The organism is Sulfurimonas sp. NW9, assembly GCF_051132275.1.
Classification (GTDB): Bacteria; Campylobacterota; Campylobacteria; order Campylobacterales; family Sulfurimonadaceae; genus Sulfurimonas; species Sulfurimonas hydrogeniphila.
On record NZ_CP093236.1, the window covers coordinates 2060945 to 2079522 of the forward strand.

Annotated in this window: 19 protein-coding genes and 2 pseudogenes; 5 read left to right on the forward strand and 16 right to left on the reverse strand. The window is 39.2% G+C overall.

Features of this window, described 5'->3' with window-relative positions; all coding sequences use genetic code 11:
- Positions 1 to 38 precede the first annotated feature (38 nt).
- Positions 39 to 848: a hypothetical protein gene (locus tag MLC44_RS11645; RefSeq protein WP_434657442.1), complete on the forward strand. Its 810-nt coding sequence runs from the start codon at positions 39 to 41 to the stop codon at positions 846 to 848.
- Positions 849 to 924: 76 nt separating this feature from the next.
- On the opposite strand, the gene MLC44_RS11650 is transcribed toward MLC44_RS11645, so the two are convergent.
- A complete protein-coding gene (locus tag MLC44_RS11650; RefSeq protein ID WP_434657444.1) occupies positions 925 to 2637 on the reverse strand; it encodes an oleate hydratase in 1713 nt (570 codons plus the stop codon).
- A 335-nt stretch (positions 2638 to 2972) separates the two neighbouring features.
- On the opposite strand from MLC44_RS11650, the gene MLC44_RS11655 reads away from it, so the two are divergent.
- The gene (locus tag MLC44_RS11655; protein WP_434657447.1) at positions 2973 to 3923 is read left to right on the forward strand and encodes an MBL fold metallo-hydrolase; all 951 of its coding nucleotides are present in this window, start codon (positions 2973 to 2975) and stop codon (positions 3921 to 3923) included.
- 16 nt (positions 3924 to 3939) lie between these two features.
- Here MLC44_RS11655 and MLC44_RS11660 read toward each other — a convergent pair whose 3' ends face one another.
- The gene (locus MLC44_RS11660) at positions 3940 to 4299 is read right to left on the reverse strand and encodes an ArsR/SmtB family transcription factor (RefSeq protein WP_151899504.1); all 360 of its coding nucleotides are present in this window, start codon (positions 4297 to 4299) and stop codon (positions 3940 to 3942) included.
- A 109-nt stretch (positions 4300 to 4408) separates the two neighbouring features.
- Here MLC44_RS11660 and MLC44_RS11665 point away from each other — a divergent pair, with 109 nt between their 5' ends.
- The gene (locus MLC44_RS11665) at positions 4409 to 4879 is read left to right on the forward strand and encodes a rhodanese-like domain-containing protein (RefSeq protein WP_151899503.1); all 471 of its coding nucleotides are present in this window, start codon (positions 4409 to 4411) and stop codon (positions 4877 to 4879) included.
- Positions 4880 to 4930: 51 nt separating this feature from the next.
- On the forward strand, positions 4931 to 5398 hold the full coding sequence (locus MLC44_RS11670) for a DsrE family protein (RefSeq protein WP_434580390.1): 468 nt from the start codon (positions 4931 to 4933) through the stop codon (positions 5396 to 5398).
- A 159-nt stretch (positions 5399 to 5557) separates the two neighbouring features.
- On the opposite strand, the gene MLC44_RS11675 is transcribed toward MLC44_RS11670, so the two are convergent.
- Together MLC44_RS11675 and MLC44_RS11680 are read right to left on the reverse strand one after the other, a co-directional pair.
- Positions 5558 to 6028, reverse strand: coding sequence for a DUF523 domain-containing protein (locus MLC44_RS11675; protein WP_434636851.1), 471 nt, complete (start codon positions 6026 to 6028; stop codon positions 5558 to 5560).
- A 166-nt stretch (positions 6029 to 6194) separates the two neighbouring features.
- Complete coding sequence (locus MLC44_RS11680; RefSeq protein ID WP_434636853.1) at positions 6195 to 7613, reverse strand: aldehyde dehydrogenase family protein; 1419 nt, start codon at positions 7611 to 7613, stop codon at positions 6195 to 6197.
- 72 nt (positions 7614 to 7685) lie between these two features.
- On the opposite strand from MLC44_RS11680, the gene MLC44_RS11685 reads away from it, so the two are divergent.
- The gene (locus MLC44_RS11685; RefSeq protein ID WP_151899498.1) at positions 7686 to 8084 is read left to right on the forward strand and encodes a thioredoxin family protein; all 399 of its coding nucleotides are present in this window, start codon (positions 7686 to 7688) and stop codon (positions 8082 to 8084) included.
- Here MLC44_RS11685 and MLC44_RS11690 read toward each other — a convergent pair.
- From MLC44_RS11690 to rpmE, 12 genes and pseudogenes are all read right to left on the reverse strand, one after another.
- On the reverse strand, positions 8081 to 9169 hold the full coding sequence (locus MLC44_RS11690; protein WP_434657450.1) for an HD domain-containing phosphohydrolase: 1089 nt from the start codon (positions 9167 to 9169) through the stop codon (positions 8081 to 8083). The two genes, MLC44_RS11685 and MLC44_RS11690, sit on opposite strands and share 4 nt — an antisense overlap.
- Positions 9170 to 9220: 51 nt before the next feature.
- Positions 9221 to 9529: a YraN family protein gene (locus MLC44_RS11695; protein ID WP_434658883.1), complete on the reverse strand. Its 309-nt coding sequence runs from the start codon at positions 9527 to 9529 to the stop codon at positions 9221 to 9223.
- Positions 9530 to 9675: 146 nt separating this feature from the next.
- Positions 9676 to 11750 (reverse strand): annotated as a pseudogene (locus MLC44_RS11700) (molybdopterin oxidoreductase family protein).
- A gap of 119 nt (positions 11751 to 11869) precedes the next feature.
- A complete protein-coding gene (locus tag MLC44_RS11705; RefSeq protein ID WP_434657453.1) occupies positions 11870 to 12601 on the reverse strand; it encodes an SDR family NAD(P)-dependent oxidoreductase in 732 nt (243 codons plus the stop codon).
- Between the two features lie 8 nt (positions 12602 to 12609).
- Positions 12610 to 13872, reverse strand: coding sequence for a homoserine dehydrogenase (locus MLC44_RS11710; RefSeq protein ID WP_434580402.1), 1263 nt, complete (start codon positions 13870 to 13872; stop codon positions 12610 to 12612).
- Positions 13872 to 15103 (reverse strand): annotated as a pseudogene (locus tag MLC44_RS11715) (LL-diaminopimelate aminotransferase). The gene MLC44_RS11710 and the pseudogene MLC44_RS11715 overlap by 1 nt, the downstream one beginning before the upstream one ends.
- A gap of 213 nt (positions 15104 to 15316) precedes the next feature.
- Positions 15317 to 16009 carry a hypothetical protein gene (locus tag MLC44_RS11720; RefSeq protein ID WP_434657455.1) on the reverse strand — a complete coding sequence of 231 codons (693 nt, stop codon included), beginning with the start codon at positions 16007 to 16009 and terminating at the stop codon, positions 15317 to 15319.
- Positions 16003 to 16245, reverse strand: a complete 243-nt coding sequence (locus MLC44_RS11725) for a hypothetical protein (protein WP_434657458.1) — start codon at positions 16243 to 16245, stop codon at positions 16003 to 16005. The genes MLC44_RS11720 and MLC44_RS11725 overlap by 7 nt, the downstream gene beginning before the upstream one ends.
- Positions 16246 to 16301: 56 nt before the next feature.
- Complete coding sequence (locus MLC44_RS11730; protein WP_434657460.1) at positions 16302 to 16784, reverse strand: hypothetical protein; 483 nt, start codon at positions 16782 to 16784, stop codon at positions 16302 to 16304.
- Complete coding sequence (rlmB, locus tag MLC44_RS11735) at positions 16774 to 17460, reverse strand: 23S rRNA (guanosine(2251)-2'-O)-methyltransferase RlmB (RefSeq protein ID WP_151899489.1); 687 nt, start codon at positions 17458 to 17460, stop codon at positions 16774 to 16776. Before rlmB ends, MLC44_RS11730 begins: the two co-directional genes overlap by 11 nt.
- Positions 17461 to 17508: 48 nt before the next feature.
- Positions 17509 to 18318, reverse strand: coding sequence for a 16S rRNA (cytidine(1402)-2'-O)-methyltransferase (rsmI, locus tag MLC44_RS11740; RefSeq protein ID WP_434580408.1), 810 nt, complete (start codon positions 18316 to 18318; stop codon positions 17509 to 17511).
- A 9-nt stretch (positions 18319 to 18327) separates the two neighbouring features.
- Positions 18328 to 18528, reverse strand: coding sequence for a 50S ribosomal protein L31 (rpmE, locus tag MLC44_RS11745; RefSeq protein WP_151899487.1), 201 nt, complete (start codon positions 18526 to 18528; stop codon positions 18328 to 18330).
- Between the last annotated feature and the right edge of the window lie 50 nt (positions 18529 to 18578).

Consider the following 18578-nt stretch of genomic DNA (forward strand, 5'->3'; position numbering starts at 1 on the left):
AAATTATAATATTTTTCAATTTAATTCACGGAGAGAAAATGAAAAAAACAGTAGTAACAGGCTTGGTAACAATGATAATAGGAGCAAATCTTTTTGCTGAAAAAGTAAGCACATATGAATATGCGGCATTTCAAAATGCAAATGATGTCAAAACGGCACTTACAAAAAACGGTTTACAGATTGTTGGCGAATATGATGCTATGCAGGACCCAAATTATCATGTCATAGCCTATACATGTCCTACATTGACAAAAGATGCTTCTAAAAAAGACAGGGCATTTGCCGGTGTGCAAAAAGTGCTCGTAAACACTAAAGACAATGAACTCGTGCTTACAAATCCACAATATTTTTTACATGCTTTTATGCAGGATGATTTTCAAAAAGCACATGCAAAAAAAGTAAACACCAAGCTTGCAAATGCTTTTGGCACACTCAAAAATTCAGAAGATGCTCTTGATGATGACGATATTGCAGGGTATCACTTTATGATGGCTATGCCGTATTATGAAGATATGATAGAAGTTGCAAAAGGAGAAAAACTCAAAGAGAAACTGGAAAAAAATGCAGCAAAAAACATTGTTTTTACATTAGAAACCGGGAGTGCAACGCTTTATGGTATAGCAATGCCGACTAAGAAAGGTGAAAAATACTATGTTTCTGAAATAAAAGGAGAAAAACACAGTGCATTTTTACCTTATATGGTAATGGTTGAAGGAGACACAGCAAAAATCCTACACCCGAAATACTATCTTGCTATTGCCTATCCAAACCTCAGCATGGGTGAGTTTATGTCAATCTTAGGCACACCTGGAGATATTGAAGAATACTTTAGCTCTCTTTTTCAGTAATAAGCTCTTTTGCGTGACAATTGATACTTTTGATTTCTCATCAGGTATCTCTTGTCCGGAGCCTTTACGGGGTGTCCTAAAGCAACTTTTCAAAAATGGTATTTTTTAATTTCTTTTTGACAACACTCTCAATCAAACGCATTATCAAGCCTTCATGCTCACTTTTCATCGTTTTGACAGCTCTTGCCAACACACGAATATCATACTGGCCCGGATATATCTCCGGTACATTTTTATTGAGTTTCAATAGTGTATACACAGCGGTAATTGCAGAACGGACAGAGTATTCAACAGTAAAGACGCAATCATCTTTAATCTCACAGAACTGCCCCAAAAAAGCCAGATTCACACTCCCTTTTGGTACAACTTCCGGTCTGTCGCCTTGAAGCCTTGGCATAAACTGGCTTGTTATATAAGGCATCATCACAGGAATCACGATGCACTCCTCAACATATTCCTGCATATCCTTGTCATCTATTCCAAAATGGTATAACAGTTCCTTTAACAATTCTTCTCCGGAACATCCGCTCATCTTCTTGTCGATAAAGTCGCCTTTGTTGTCCGGATAGAGTGCATATGCCCAGGCAACCGTATACTCAAATGGCTGGTTTTTATACTGCGGCTGCCTGTTTACCGTAACACTCATAAGCCAGTTCGAATCTTTAATGGTAATAATTCCGCCCGTTGCTGTTTTATGCGGCAAAAATTTTCTCTCGGCAAAACTCTCCAAAAGTTTGCGCATTTTTGGTCCCCTGGCAGTTATCGTAAATGATTCCCATTTTGTTTTGTCTATATCACTGCAAAAAACTTCCGGTTTGCCGAAAGACGCATCTTTTTGTGCCAGCTTTTTCCACAATGCCCAGCAGGCACCCTCTTTTCTATTTAAAACAGGAGCCCTCTTCATATCTCCAAAAGAGGAGTTTTCCACCATTGAGCCGTTGGTAAAAAATACCAAATCATTTTCACATGTCTCAATAACTTCTTCTTTGGAGTTTTGCAGCAGATGAATGGCGGTTACCGTCTTTTTCTCTTCCTGAATATCTACTTCCAGATCACTTACTTTGGTGTTAAAAACAAAATTGACACCTTTGTCCTCTAAAAGTTTTTTCAGCGGAAGGGTCAAAGAATCGTATTGGTTATACTTGGTAAACACCAGGCCCCTCATCGTACTCATTCCCGGCAAAAGATGCATAAAACGGTGCATATAGCGCTTCATCTCGACAACACTGTGCCACGGCTCAAAAGCAAACATGCTTCTCCAGTACAGCCACATGTCTGTCTCAAAATAGGATGCCTCAAAATACTCTTCAACACTCATAGTTCCCAAATCCTCTTCCTTTTTCAAAAGCAGTTTTGTCAACTCTTTTATGTGTTTCTCTTCCAGTCCCAAACCTGTTGAACGCTGTTTTTCTCCCCTGTTGTATATTACGCGTACCTTTGAAAAATTCGGATCAATGTCATTGAGTTCTTTAAACTCATCAAGAACAGTTCTTCCCTCCTCCTCCAGAGATGGGACCCCGGCATACAAATCCCACAAACACTCATAATGCTCTTCCATCTCCCGTCCTCCGCGCGCTACAAAGCCCGTTTGAGGATTGCCTGCGCCATCAAGCGCACCACCGGCCACACTGCTCTCTTCAAATATCGTTATTTGATGACCCTGCATATATCCGTCACGCATTAAATACTCGGCAGCAGCCAAAGAAGCTATACCCGAACCAATCAAAAAAGCTCGTTTGTTTTCAATACCTGCGGGTTTGTGCGGATGGACTCTTTGATAATTATTCATGATTGGGTATCCTTTGTATAAAATTTCACTATTTTCATTATAGGGCACTTCTAAAAACCCTGATATATCTCAACATTATAGCGAAGGTACTAATGCAAGGCAAAAACTACGCAGGAGCTACGAGTAGCTTCAAGTGGTTTTAACGAAGCAGTAGTGCTTTTGCTAAAATGCCCTGCGGGAACCAAAAAGAGAAGCAATCTTGCACAAAATTTTCTATCACCGTAGCTACGGCTATGGTTCAAGAAAAGTTTTGCACAATCTCACTCCTCTTTTTGGCTTTGAGGGATATCAGGGTTTTTAGAAGTGCCCTATATTACAAATATAAGGAATACGCATTGAAACTTACTTTTTTAGGAACAAGTGCCGGCAAGCCGACAAAAGAGAGAAATGTTACAGCCCTTGCACTCGAATTTGACCAAGACAATAAATGGTATCTTTTTGACTGCGGGGAAGCTACGCAGCATCAGATACTCAGAACCTCTCTTTGCATTGGAAAACTCTCTACAGTCTTCATCACCCATCTCCACGGCGACCATTGCTACGGACTTCCCGGACTGCTCTCTTCAAAAAAACTCGATAAAGCCTTTTCTCCTCTGACGATCTATGGACCAAAAGGAATCAAACATTTCATTGAATGTGTTACAGACACTTCCCAAGAGCATCTGGGATATACGCTCAAAATAGTTGAGACAGAAGCAAACAGCAGAATAATCTTTGACAAATTCGTCCTCCGTGTTCTCCCGCTTGTACACTCTGTGGAAAGTTTTGCCTATTTTATACAAGAGCATGACACAACAGACAAACTTGATGAGCAAAAGCTGCGCCTGGCGGGACTCGAGCCTTCGCCTCTTTATGGAGAGCTTAAACGAGGAAACAGCATTATGCACAAAGGAAAAGAGTTTCTCTCAAAGGACTATATGCTGTCTCCCCTGCCGGGAAGAAGTCTCATAGTAGCCGGAGACAACAGTGAACCTGATATTTTAGGCGCTTATCTGGAGAATCTTGATCTGCTGGTGCATGAAAGTACCTACACACAGAAAGTATACGATGCATTAAAGACAAAATTTCTTCATACTACAGCAAAAAAACTGGGTGAAGCGGCACAGAAACATCACATAAAAAATCTTATAGCTACCCACATCAGTCCAAGATATTCACGGGGAAGTTCCTGCGATGCAGAAATGATTTGCAGGGAGATAAAGTTTGCCTATAAAGGGGAATGTTTTATTGCCGCTGATTTTGATGTTTTTTATCTTGACAGGAAGAAGAAACTTCAAAAGTTGTAATTTTACACGCTTTGTCTTATGTGAAAAAAAGTTCCCGGTTGGCTTCAAAGTTTTCAACCAAAGTATTGAAACAGCCCCCTAACTCCCGGATTGTTTCCATATTCGGTTCTATATAGATTTTATTTGATTTTTTTTCCATTGTGATGATACCGGCTTCTCGAAGTTCTTTTAAATGTTTTGAGATCGTAGGCAGTGAAAAATCAAAATGCTCGGCAATGGTGCTTACACAGGTTGCATGGGGACTGACCTTGACCTTTGGATCTTTTTTATCAAGAGAACATGTATATCCGCCCGTAAAAACATTTTTAAAAATTAAAAAACGTGTTTCATTCCCAAGCGCCTTGAATATCTTGATTTTTTGTTGCATATCCAGCATTGTTGTCCTTGACATTTTAATTATAAAATTATACCATACTCTCATCTATTTAGTTAAATGCCTAATTAAGCATTTAACTATTAGGTTATTTCAAAACAAAGGAATAACAATGAAAAAATTGTTGTTGATCATTGCATTGTTGAGTACCAACCTGCTTATGGCAGATATTGCAAATAAAATGGTGCTTATCAAAGAAGCCAGAAAAAGTGTGGGAGAGATGCCTGCAAAACAGCTTAAAGCTTTGCTTGATGAGGGTGAAGACGTCATTGTTCTGGATGTAAGAGAGAGTGAACAGCGAGCCGAGGGAAGTATTCCCTATGATGAGTTCAACAAAGAAAATTTTGTAGCCATTACACGCGGCAATCTGGAATGGGAAGCGGCGAAAAAGATCAAAGATCCTGATGTCCTGATAGTCACATATTGTAGAAGCGGAGGCAGAGGGGCTCTTGCGGCAGAAGTGTTGAAAAAAATGGGTTACAAAAATGTAACCACGCTCAAAGGCGGGCTCAAAGGCTGGGTAAAAGCAGGATACCCTGTAAAAACAGGTCTGGGTGAAGTTGTACTAAAAAAAGAAAAGTGATTTTACATAAATTTTACTTATCTGGGATAAGATATTTCAAAGGAACTTATAATGAAAAAAGTGATACTGATTTTAACCTTGCTTCTTAGTCTGGTTCAGGCCGAAGATGAAAATGCAAAGGCAGTGTATGATTTGACAACAAAAAATTTGGCAAAATTTGAAAGAAATATACTCAAAGGAATTGTTTTCAACAAAACACTCTATGCAAACCAGCTCAAAGAGCTTGATGTAGCCGTTGTTATCCATGGAGGAGCCTACAGATTTTTTGTAAAAAATCTGGACACTACCATCTTTAAAAATGATCAAAAACTTCAAAAAGCCTACAAAGAGCTCAAGCAGCGTATCGCCACAATGGCTGACACCTACGATGTGGAATTTCTAATGTGCGGTGCGGCAATGGACCGCAACAGGCTTACAAAAGATGACATTGTTCCTTTTGTAACAATTATTCCAAACTCTACCATAGGACTTATCAACAAACAAAATGACGGTTTTGCCTATATTCCTGTAGGAGATTAACAGAGAATATGTGTCACTCTTTGTAACCAAAACGGAATAAAAAAATACTACAATTTTCAAACCCACTGAAAATGGAGAAAAACAAAATGCATGAGAGAGAGTTTACGATAGATGCGAACAATCCCGAGTTAGAGTTTTTTTATGATCTGGATGATGCTTTTAAAGTCTATCTGACTCGTTTGGATTATGTTTCATAAAATTTAATTCATCTTCGATTTTGATATTTTTGTAATATTTGCTCATAAGCTCTGCAGCGATTCCGTTGCCGAGTTTCACAGTCTCTTTTTTCTCATTCAAAACAGGAGTCGTACCATATCCGCAGCTTGGTGACTTGGATTTGAGGATGATACGCTCAACATTTGGATACAGTTTCATAAAAGTGTTTATTTCGTCTTCCAAAAGCTGTGTAACATCTTTGTTTGTCTCATCTGTCACGATTCTCTTTTTTCCGTGTATTTCCAAAACATTGATACGTTCTCTCGGCGTTCCAAAAAGCGGTGCTTCAGGGCAAAAAGGAATGATTTCATACTCCTTTAAAGCCTCTTCTACCACATCTGTCTTTTTTGTTTTACCGTCATAACGGCAACACTCACCGAGTAAACAGGCAGAAACGATTACTTTTTTTTTCATACAGCCCTCTCTTGTAAAAAAACAAAGCCCGCACTGCAAAAAAAAATTTAGTTTTTTCTAAGTTACGCTTTAGCGTTAAAAGTGCGGGTTCCCAAAAGCTCTTTCATCGGAATCGGTACTTTAGTGCCGACTCTTAGGGTACAAAAGTCTAAATTTCACTTGTCATTTAACAAATGACAATAGACTTCAACTCCGTCATCTCTTCTATGGCAAAACGCGGACCTTCGCGTCCTACTCCGCTGAGTTTCACCCCGCCGTAGGGCTGTATGTCAAAACGAAGTGTCGGCATATCGTTTATAACTATTCCGCCCGCATCAAGCTCCTCTATTGCACGGTTTGCAATGCTTAAATCGTTCGTAAAAACCGAAAACTGCAAACCGTAAGGCGAGTCATTCATTCTTAGGGCAGCATCATCAAAATCCATCACTTTTACCAGCGAAACTATCGGTGCAAAGACCTCTTCGCAGACAATTGCCATATCATCCCTTACATTTGCCATGACACAGGGATAAAATGTTCTGCCTTCCAAACGCGGAACCAGTAAAGGAATTGCACCCTCTTTTATAGCGGCATCAACCCAACCCATAGCACGCTGGCATGATTCATCGTCTATGAGCGGTCCCATAAATGTCTCCTCATCATAAGGGCTGCCGACTTTGAGTTTTTTTGTAGCCGCTGCCATAAGTTCTGCAAATTCATCATATATATCTTCTTGTACATAAATACGCTGCAGCGATATACACACCTGTCCCGAATTGACAAAAGCACCCATGGCGCATTTCGTTGCAGCATAGGCCAGATCAGCCGATTTTTCTATGAATGTCGCGGCATTGCCTCCGAGTTCAAGTCCTATTTTTTTGATACCGGCATTCTTTGTAATAATATTGCCGACAGGAACACTGCCTGTAAAACTGATAACACGGGGAATATCGCTTGTAATTAGTGCATTGCCAACTTCTGCATCACCGTAAACAACACTTAATGCATCAGGTACGGCATAATCACTCTCTATAAAAAGCTTTGCAAACTTATATGCGGTCAGAGGTGCTTCGGGTGTCGGTTTAAGCACTACGGCATTACCTGCGACAAGTGCCGGTCCGAGTTTATGTGCCACGAGATTTAAAGGAAAATTAAAAGGCGTAATTGCCACAACAACACCGGCAGGTTCGCGTCGAAAAAAGCTAAGCGTTTTTTTCCCGCTGGGCATGGCATCAGTGTTGATCGTTTCACCGTGCATTGTCCGCATTGTCTCTGCTGAAAGCGTTATGGTTTCAATACAACGCTCAACTTCTATACGCGAAAAAGAGATAGGCTTCCCTACTTCATCCGTAATGGTTTTTGCCAAATCTTCTTTGTTTTCTTGAAGTTTTTTGGCAACATCAAGCAGCCATGCGCAACGCTGTGCCAAAGTACTTTTTTTGGCAAATACAGCGGCATCTTTGGCAATCTGCAATGCTTTTTTTGCATCCTCTTCACTGCATACAGGAGCAGTTGAGACCACTTCCCCGCTGTAAGGCGATTTTCTTTGGCTTACTTCTGCTTTTTCTGCTTCTTTAGAACCGAAAAATATTTTTGCTTCTTTCATCATTTTTCCTAAGATATCATTTTATATTAGAAAATTATATCATTTTAATTGTAATCCTAATACAATTTGATTATGAAAACATTTATAACTATCCTATTTTTAGCATCTTCTCTTTTTGGATTTGAAACAGACAAATGGCTGCATGATTACAATACGGCAGTAAATCAAGCACAAAAAGCGCACAAAAACATTTACCTCTTTGTCGGAGCGGACAGATGCCATTTTTGCAAAAGATTTAAAGAAGTAACACTCTCTCAAAAAAAAGTCATACAGAGGCTTCGTCAAGACTATATTCTTGTATATCTCTCACGTGACCGGCACTTCATTCCAAAAAAATTCCAAAGATTCGGCGTTCCAAGACACTATTTTCTTAATTCACAGGGAAAAATTTTATTTGAAAGTTTCGGAGTGCTTGAGCCCGCAGGCTTTTTTACCCTTTTAGACGAAGCCGATTTAAATACAAATAACTAAGAGCAGGCAACATCACAATATCGGTCTCTTATTTTCTTAAAGTCCGCAATATTATTTAAAAATATATCAACAAGCAGAGGGTCAAAGTGTCTTCCTTTTTCTTCTTGAAACATTGCAACAATATCTTCATCCTTCCAGGCTTTTTTGTACACTCTCTCGCTTCCAAGCGCATCAAATACATCTGCTACAGCGGTAATTCTTGCATATATGCTTATCTCTTCTCCTGCCAAACCTCTGGGATATCCAGAGCCGTCATATTTTTCATGATGCTCATACGCAATCGTAGCTGCAATCTGTAAAAGTTCTTTGTCGCTGTGTCTAAGCATATCATACCCCAGAGTAGTATGTGTCTTCATAATTTCAGTCTCCTGGGCTGTATGTCTTGCGGGTTTGTTGAGTATAGCATCGGGTATGCCTACTTTTCCTATGTCATGCATTGGACTTGCTTCTTTTAACATCTGCGCATGAAATTTATCCATACCACTGTACTCCGCCAACAAGCGGGAATACTCTGCAACCCGCCTTACATGATTTCCTGTCTCTTTGGAACGGCTCTCGCCAATTGTGCCCATTGTAAATATGATCTCTTTTTGTGTTTCACGTATATCTTTGTTGAGTGCTACAATATCTTTGATTCTGCGGTGTACCTCTTCTTTGAGATACTCATTCATATTTTCCATATTTTTCTGCAGCTCCTGCAAAGCTTTTTTGTCTGTAATGTTTTCTCTCAATGCATGGTAGCCGACAACTTCCCCTCTCTCATTGGTATATGGTCCGATATGCGCATACACCCAATAAAAACTGCCGTCTTTGGCCCTGTTTTTTATCTCGCCATACCATTCTTTTCCGGCTTTGAGAGTAGCCCACAAATCTGCAAACAACTCTTTTGGCATATCTTTATGTCTTAAAATATTATGGTTTTTTCCTAAAAGTTCTTCTTTTGAATATTTGCTTATTCTGCAAAATGCCTCACTGGCATATACAATTTTTCCCTGCAAATCAGTTGCAGAAAAAATGACATCTCTGTCAAATGTTTTGAGCAAATAGTCTTTATTCATTGTATCATTCAAAAAATTATTTTTCATAAAAAAACCTGTAAAACAAATATCACTTTCTACAGTTTAGCAAAAATTAAATTAAATTGTAATATTTTCCAATATTTCTATGTTTTTCGGGGTGACTATCAGTGCATCAAACATATACTCAGGATCCAGAGTATTTTTTTTCATATAGACCTGTGCGGTTTTTATAAGACGGGAGAGTTTTGCCGGTGTTATGTTTTGAATGGCTAGTTCATAATTTTCACCGCTTTTTACTTCTATGAAATGCAGGATATTATCTTTGAAGGCAATAATGTCCAATTCGCCAAAACGGGAATAAAAATTCTTTTCTAAAATAGTATACCCATGTTCCTGCAGGAATAGAGCAGCCTTTTCTTCTGCTATATTCCTTTTGCTCTGCTCATGGGTTTATGTCCTTTCTTGGCAATTTTCAAAACAACTCTCAGCCCAGACTGAAGTCTGGGTTCCTCGATATCTTGACATGCTTATATTTATTCGAAACCCAGGTTTTAACCTGGGCTGGTGTTCGCTTAGCAGTTTATTATTTCAACTTGTATAGACTTAAATGCCGCTGTCATAATCAGCTCATCACTCTTGTCTCCAAATATATTGTTCAGTTTTGAATCTGCATGATGAAATGTTGTATAAAGCGTTTTTGGACGGACTTTATCGGTAAACTTTACACGAAGAGGATTTGTCTGACCAAACTCTGTTTTTAGAATCACCTTTTCGCTCACAAAGTCTGCCGCATCCTCTTCATGTACCAACAAGAGATCCTCTGTATAGCGTTTCATCAGTTTTTCGGTATATTTTGTTTGTGCAGAGTTGTTGTAATGTGCCATAGCACGGCCTGTTGTAAGATGGTATCCTTTGAGATTTTTGTTTAAAATCTCTTCTACCATCCCTGAGAGTTTGTATCCGTGGTATCTAAAAGCACCAATGCCGTCACGTGTTCTGAAATCTTCGCGATGCAGTACAGGAGTGCCCTCTCCCTCTTCGGTTATCGGCCAGGAAATGCCTTTTTTTTCATTTTCTCTGAGCACTTTGTAAGAAGCGCCTTTAAATCTGTTTGTCGCTGTTTTTCTGACATCTTCCCATATTGCTTCGGACGAGTCAAAACCAAAACCGCCGCCCATCTTTTCATCAAGCAGTTTGATCACTTCCCAGTCATCAGGTAAATCACACTCTACCAAAGGTCTTGAAAGATGTACTTTTCTCATGGCATTGATATAAACACCTGTTTTTTCGTAGGCTGATTTTACACCTACCACTATATCGGCACGTTCGGCAATATCTGTCATAAAAAGCTCTTGCACAAATATCAGTTCCAAATTTTCAAAGGCTTTCGTAATCTTGTTAAGATTCGGATGAATGTGTGTCAGATCCTCACCAATGTTGAGAACACCTTTTATACTGCCGTCAAGCATTCCGTCAACCAGTTGGGGTGTCATTAGCCCTACCTCTTTTGGAGCTGTATAATCAGGCGCATAATACGGAAGCATTCCCATGTCACAGACACCCTGTACATTGGTCTGTCCGCGAAGCGGCATAACACCGGCTCCGTCTTTACCTATATTTCCGGTCATTAGTGCCAAATGCACTATGGCCATAACAGCATAGGAACCGTCCACATGTTCGGTAATCCCGAGACCCCAGAGAATCAAAGACTTTTTGGCCGCATACTCACGGGCAATTTCAGGAAGCATATCCGCAAGATACTCATACCCTTCTACATCTCTGAAAAACTCCGGATTTGCATACGGGTCGGCTAATATGTTTTCCTTGAAATGTTCCCAGTTCTTTGTTCTGTTTTTGATAAAATCTTTACAGTAAAGCTCTTCTTTGATGATAGTGTAGGCTATCATATTTAAAACAAGCAGATTTGATTCATGCGGTGTTACCGCTTTATACTTTGAAAACTTGTGCAGTTTTATCTCACGAACATCAAAACATGCAATAGGCGTGCCCTTTTGTGCCGCTTTATCATACGGTTTCCGACAATAGGATGAGCTTCTGTAGTATTTGAGCCCATTACGATCATAAATTCTGTTTTGTATATATCATCAAAAGGATTCGAGGCAGCCCCTTCGCCTATAGTAAGACGCATGCCTTTTAGTGATGGGGAATGGCAGACTCTCGCACAGTTGTCCACATGTGGAGAGTTCAGTGTATAACGCGTAAATTTCTGAAAATAGTAGGCACTCTCACAAGAGCTTCTTGCCCCGCCAAGCGAACAGACAGATTTGTCGCCATATTTTGCCTGAATATCTTTGAGCTTCATTGCACCGGCTGTTGTTGCACTCTCCAAATTTGTTTCATACCATTTTTCATCCAGAGAATGAAGCGAATCAGCTATAACAGCTTTGATATGAGGATTCTTTTCCAAAAAGCTTTTTCGGATACGGGGATTTTTAATACGCTCTTTTGCATCAACAAAGTCAAAACCGTATGTTCCTTTGATACAAAGCTTTCCCTCTGATGTAGCACCGTCGGGATGTGCGAATATCTTCTTGATTTTGTTCTCTTTGACATCAACATGTGCGGCAATGTCACAGCCTACGCCACAGTATGCGCACACACTGTCTATTGTCTCTATATTTTCCATTTTCCACCCTTAACTATTACCATATTTTCAATAAGATTTTTTAAGGATGTTTTGTGAAGCTCAGACCGAAGGGAGGATTTGTCTTCATAAAATATTCTTAAAAAATCTGCAATATGCAACTATGAAAGATAGTTTACAATTCTTTGACTTAAAGCTGATGGAAGTAAATTCATAAAACGAATGATTAAATAAAATCTAAGAGGAAAGGCATAAAACTTTTTTCTTTTTTCTATTGCCTTTTTCATACGTTTGACTCCCTCTGCAGTATCCAGCAAAAACGGCATCTTAAATTCATTTTTGTCAGTCATTTCACTTTTGACAAATCCCGGCAAAAGTATGCTTACATGTAAACCGTCTTTTGCATACTTGTAAAATATACCCTCAGCATAGGCATTTAAAGCACGTTTGGACGAAGCATACACTTTTGCACTCGGCATAGTAAAAAGTGACGAAAGCGATGAAACAAATACAATATGACCGCTTTTTTGTGCCTGCAGTTGCGGTAAAAGCACTTCTAAAATCGCATGATTTGCCAGCACATTCACATTGTAAAGATTTTGAAAATCATGTATCGTTGGAATATTTTGCGTATGTCCAAGCGATATTCCGGCATTTAACAGAAGTAAATCAACTGCTCCGACTGACCTGACTTTTTTCTGAAGTTGAACAAAATCAGTCACATCCACAACAAGCAAAGTAATACTTTTACATTTTGGAGCGAGTTCTTTTTGCAGGCTTCGCAGTTTTTGCTCTCTGCGTGCCAACAAAATAAGTTCAGTATCTTTGTTCGCATATTGACGTGCAAATTCCGCACCAAGACCGGAGCTTGCCCCTGTAATCAGGATTTTCATCTTAAAAGTTACACTATCCTGATCATAGAAGGTTTTGCATTTATAAAATCAAGGGCTTCAAGTTCGCGGATCATATTTTGTATATCTTTTTCCACGGCTGTATGTGTTGATATCAACAGATTTGCACTTTCATTGTCACTTGGACGCTGCAGCATGGTTTCTATAGAGATATTGTGTGTTTCAAATATTTTTGTCAGTCTTGCCAAAACACCGGTTCTGTCTGAGACATTGACTCTCAAATAGTATTTGGACTCGATTTTTTCCGTTGGTTTGAGTGTCAGCTGATTGCCTTCCATCGGTCGGTTAAATCCAAGCATCGGCGTCGATTTTCCGCTTCTTGCTATATCTATGATGTTTGCCACAACTGCCGAAGCCGTTGCATCGCCGCCTGCACCCGGACCGTAGTAGAGTGTTTCGCCGACTTTGTCACCGACAACAGAGATGCCGTTCATCACGCCGTCTATTTTTGCTATCATCTCTTCTTGTTTAATCAAACAGGCATGTACTCGCAACTCAACTTCATTTTTGTCTTTTTTTGCAATCCCTAAAAGTTTGATGGCATAACCGAACTCTTTGGCAAATGCAATATCGTCCTGCGTCACATTTTCAATGCCCTCAATCAAAATATCTTCGGGTTTTGCATCAATGCCGTAAGCAATGGAAGCTAAAATAAGCAGTTTGTGTGCAGCATCATATCCGCCCACATCAAAAGTCGGGTCAGCTTCGGCATAGCCGAGTTCCTGAGACTCTTTTAAAATGTCATCGTATGCCACACCCTCATTCGTCATCTTTGTCATCATATAGTTACATGTACCGTTCATAATACCCATAATCGACTCTATATGATTTGCAGACAAACCGTCACGAAGTGCCGTTATGATTGGAATACCTCCGGCAACACTCGCTTCAAATTCAAAGGCTTTGTCTTTTGCAATCTCCTGCAATTCATAACGATGGTATGCCAGCAGCGCTTTGTTTGCAGTTACAACAGACTTACCGGCTTTGAGTGCGCGTTTTACCACTTCAAATGCCTCTTCTACTCCGCCCATCAATTCTACGACAATATCTATTTCTTCATCATTTAAAATATCATCTACATTATCTGTTAATACAATGTCCAGACCCCGCTCTTTTTTGAGATTTTTCACGACACCGCTTTTGACGACAATATCAACACCCGCACGGGCAGAAATCACATCCGCATTCTCTTTTAAAATTTGCGCTACACTTGTTCCGACTGTTCCGACACCGATTATTCCGACTTTTATCATTACTTTTTACTCTCTTTTTTACAGCCGTCAAACTGCTTTAAAAATTCTTTTATATTTCTTGCCGCCTGACGAATCCTGTTGTCATTTTCAATGAGTGCTATACGAACATAGCCCTCACCGTATTCTCCAAAACCGATTCCCGGAGCCACGGCAACACCTGCTTCAATCAACAGACGTTTCGAAAACTCCAAAGAACCGAGATGTGCGACACACTCAGGAATTTTTGCCCAGGAAAACATTGTTGCCTCATTTTTTGTATATGCCAGCCTGCACGCCCGAATGCTTCTATAAGCACCTCCTGGCGGTGATTGTATTTTTGGGTAATCTCGCTCACACAGGTCTGATCGCCGTTAAGTGCAACCGTCGCCGCCACCTGAATAGGCGTAAACATACCGTAATCCAACCATGATTTGATTTTTTGCAAGGCACCTATGAGTTTTTTGTTTCCTACAAAGAAACCTACACGCCAGCCTGCCATATTGTACGATTTTGAAAGCGTAAACGACTCGACTGCCACATCTTTTGCACCCTCTACGCTCATAATAGAAGGTGTTTTATAGCCGTCAAAGGTAATGTCACCGTAGGCAATATCGGAAATCACATAAAATCTTTTCTCTTTTGCCATCGCAACCAAACGTTCATAAAACTCAGGCGTAACCGTTGCTGTTGTCGGATTGTGCGGAAAATTGACCAAAACATATTTTGGTTTCGGGGAGCTCTCTTTGAAAACCTTTTCCAGACTCTCAAAAAAGTGATCTTCATTCACCCGGTAATGCTCATCAAACTCTATACCGAATTTGATAACATTGCCTCCGGCCAGAATAAAAGAGTATTCGTGAATCGGGTAGGTAGGATCAGGTACAACCGCCACATCTCCTATGTTTGTAATGGCATAGGTAAGGTGTGCATACCCCTCTTTGGAACCCATTGTCGCCACACACTCTGTTTCAGGATCAAGCTTGCAGTCATAACGGCGTTCATACCAGTCTGCAATTGCTTTGAGGAGTTTCGGAATCCCTTTTGAAGAAGAGTATCCGTGTGTTTTTGTCTTTTGGGCTGATTCGACAAGTTTGTTTCGTATATGCTCCGGCGTCGGTCCGTCAGGATTTCCCATAGAAAAATCTATCACATCTTTACCGGCACGGCGTTCTGCCATTTTTATATCATTAACTTCCGCAAATACATACTTTGGAAGTCTCTCAACTCTATTAAAATTAAACTCATCAAACATTGTTTACCCTATAACATGAAATATTTAGTGCTATTTTAGCGAAAAATTATTAGAATAAAGTTACGGTCTGTAAATTATCTTTTGCCCTTTGGATATAAAACAAGAGAATCTTTGACATTTTTGAGTGTATGCATATCCGATATTTTGATATATTTCGCATTTTTGGGCATGATAAGTGTCAGTTTTTTATAATTTTATTTTTTTTAAAAAGTTTTAAAAGATGCAAGAGGCATCATAATAAGCAATATACGGATACCATCTGTTTCTTCTTGAACTTTTGATCGTCAGACTTCTGATCTTTGAAATATCAAGCCAGTGGGCATACAAAGAGCGCTTTAGTTTCATCTCTTCGCCTGTATGCAGCTGAGCGACATTGAGATATCCGTTGCTTATGTCAATGGTGTATGTCCACTCTTTCAAAGAATTTTTTTCTACGTCTATTATATTACAACCGCTTTTTTGCAGTTCGTTTTGCAGTATCAAAGGGTCGGTTGCATACTCTGATGTGAGATTGATACTCCAGGAAAATTCTGAACTGTCAAAATTTGATGCTGTTGTCACATATCTGAAATAGCCCAGGTTTTGCAGCGTGTCTTCCATAATTTTTACAAAAAAGAGAGGATACCCGCTTGTTTTAAAATTGAGCCGAAAATCCTGTGGTGAACGAAAAAAAAGATTTAACAGACCATTGTCTTTGAGTGTCTGTATGACTTTTACCGCATTGACCCTGTCTTTGACATAAAAAGAGGATTTCGGTTCAAAAATCACATTGATAAAATCTTTGTTTGTCTCATAGGATTTCTCACCTAAAAAGCTTTTAATTTTCACATCCAATGAGTCTTGTGTTATATCAGCACAATTTGCAAAACCAAAAAAGAGTGCCATGAGAACAAAGACTTTTACCATGAACTGCCTCTGTTGAGTCTTTTAAATTCCTCAAAAGTCAACTCCTTCACTGCACCCTCTTTATACAGGAGTCTTAATGTTTTTTTCGAATTAAATTTCTTTTTCTCTGTATCCGTGACAATATCTATGTAGCCATGCCCAAAAATCAAAAGCCACTCTTTGTCTGGATCAAGATCAAACTCTCCCGTAAATGTCTTTTGATATTTCTTGTTTGTTGCAACATCAATATAACCCATCCAGACTTTTGATCTTGCAATAATTTTAAAACTTTTCTCTACGACTTTTTCTTTTTTTATTGCAGTTTCCTGTGTCGTGTTTGCATCTTTGAGTGTCTTGTTTTCATCTTTTTTTGACTGACATTTGTATCAACAGATAAAATCTGAATATTGCTTTGTTTTGGAGGAGGAGTCTTTATCTCTTCATCTGTATATTCCACTGTATAATACAAAGCAGCAAGCAGAGCAACCATTGTAAGTAAAATATATAAAAGTGTGAAGTTTTTCTTTTTTTTCGGTGCTATAAAAATCCCGTCTTCAGTGGTTGTCTCAACAGGATTTTTTTCATTATAGTAGGCAGTTCCGGCATTTTTCAATTCACTCAAATCAATGTTGTACTCTCTTTGGAGTATCGAAATAAAACCAATAAACTGAATTTTGTTCAAACCGTCAAAACTTGCATGTAAAATTGCCTGTATATGTCCTACCGGTATGTGTGTATCTTCATAAATTTTCTGTGCGCCGATATCTTTTAATTTTTGCAACCCGTCATTGTTCATATCTCATCCTGTCCATTAAAATAGCTCCGGCAACACTTACATTCAGTGAATCAAAATCATGTGCCATTTTTATACTGACTATATTGTCTAATTTTGCGCTTACTCTTGCGGTCAGACCTTCTCCTTCATTGCCCAGGACTAAAAGCCTTTTTTTCGCAATTTTTGCTTCTCTGATATCAATACCGCCCATATCAGCACCATAGCTGACAAAACCGGACATCTTAAAATCATTCAATAAGTTATGTATGTTATTTTCAACAGCCAAAGGCATATCAAAAAGTGCACCGGTACTTGTACGAAGCAATGGTTCAACAGCAAGATGTTTGATCCCGCTGACAATAATCGCATCCACACCCAAGGCATAAGCACTTCGTACAATGGCGCCAATATTGCCGACATCTGTGAGCCCTGCCAAAACAACTACAAACTCTTTGTCTAAAAATGTCTGGTAATTATGGAGTTTGTAATCTTCAACTTCAGCCAAAAATCCCTGGTGATTGGCATTTTTACTCATTTTAACGGCTGCTTCATTTGGAATGCGTTTAATTGCAAAATCCATTTTCATAAGGCGGGAGTACTCTTTTTTCTCAAGTTCTTTTGCAAGATACAGAGTCTTTATTTTTTGCGGATAGTTGTTGATAAGATAATATATTGGTTGTTTGGCATAAATTAACATGAGAGTATTTTATCCAAAAAAGTGTTTATTTAAAATTTTTTCATAAATTTACATTAATCTTTGATAGATCTCTTTTGTATTTTCACCTGTAATTTTACTGATAAGTTTTGCCTGCACTTTTTTAGGCAAGTCCAGTGCCAGTATATCGTTTTCACTGACGGCAGAACTGTTTTGTTCATTGGCTGCCTGAATCACCACAACCCATTCGCCACGAAAATTTCCATCAAGTTTTACAACTATTTCAGCTGCAGTGCCACGCAGGTATCTTTGATATTTCTTACTCAGCTCTTTACACAGAAATATTTCTCTTTCAGGTGCTTCTTTTGCAATTTCTAAAAGCAGTTTTTCCAAACGGTGGGGGGACTCATATAAAACTGTTGTATAGCCACTGTGCAAAGCACGCTGCAAACCTTCACTGCGACTGCTTCCTTTATGGTCCAAAAATCCTAAAAACAGCATTTTTGTTTCACAAAATCCACTGGCAACAAAAGCAGTAAGCACGGCATTGGCACCAGGAAGCACATCATAGGAAATATCATGTTCCAGACAATAGGCAACCAAGGCCTGTCCGGGATCACTCACACCGGGCATGCCGGCATCACTGACATAGACAATATTTTGCTCAAAAAAAGAGGGAGAAAGTTTTTCAACAAAACTTTGTTCATTATGAGAATGCAGAGCAATAAACTGTTGGTTCTCTTTAAATTCTGTATTATAGCGTTCTTTAAGAATATGGATGAGTTTTTTGGTAACGCGGGTGTCTTCGCATAAAAGTGTATCGGCATTTCTCAGAGCATCAATCGCTCTGAGTGAAATATCGCCGATGTTTCCAATCGGAGTTGGAACAAGAGTCAGCAAGTTAAAAAATTATTTTTTATTGTAACGTGCGTTAAATTTCTCGATACGACCAGCCGTATCAACCATACGCTCTTCGCCTGTAAAGAACGGGTGACATTCATTACAAATATCAATTCTCATTTCCGGCTTTTGGCTTTTTGTTACAAAACTATTTCCACATGCACATGTTACAGTACAGTCAACTAACTGAGGGTGAATACCTTTTTTCATCTTTTTACCTTTTGATACTCGTCGAAGTACGAATATCTATATATTTTTTA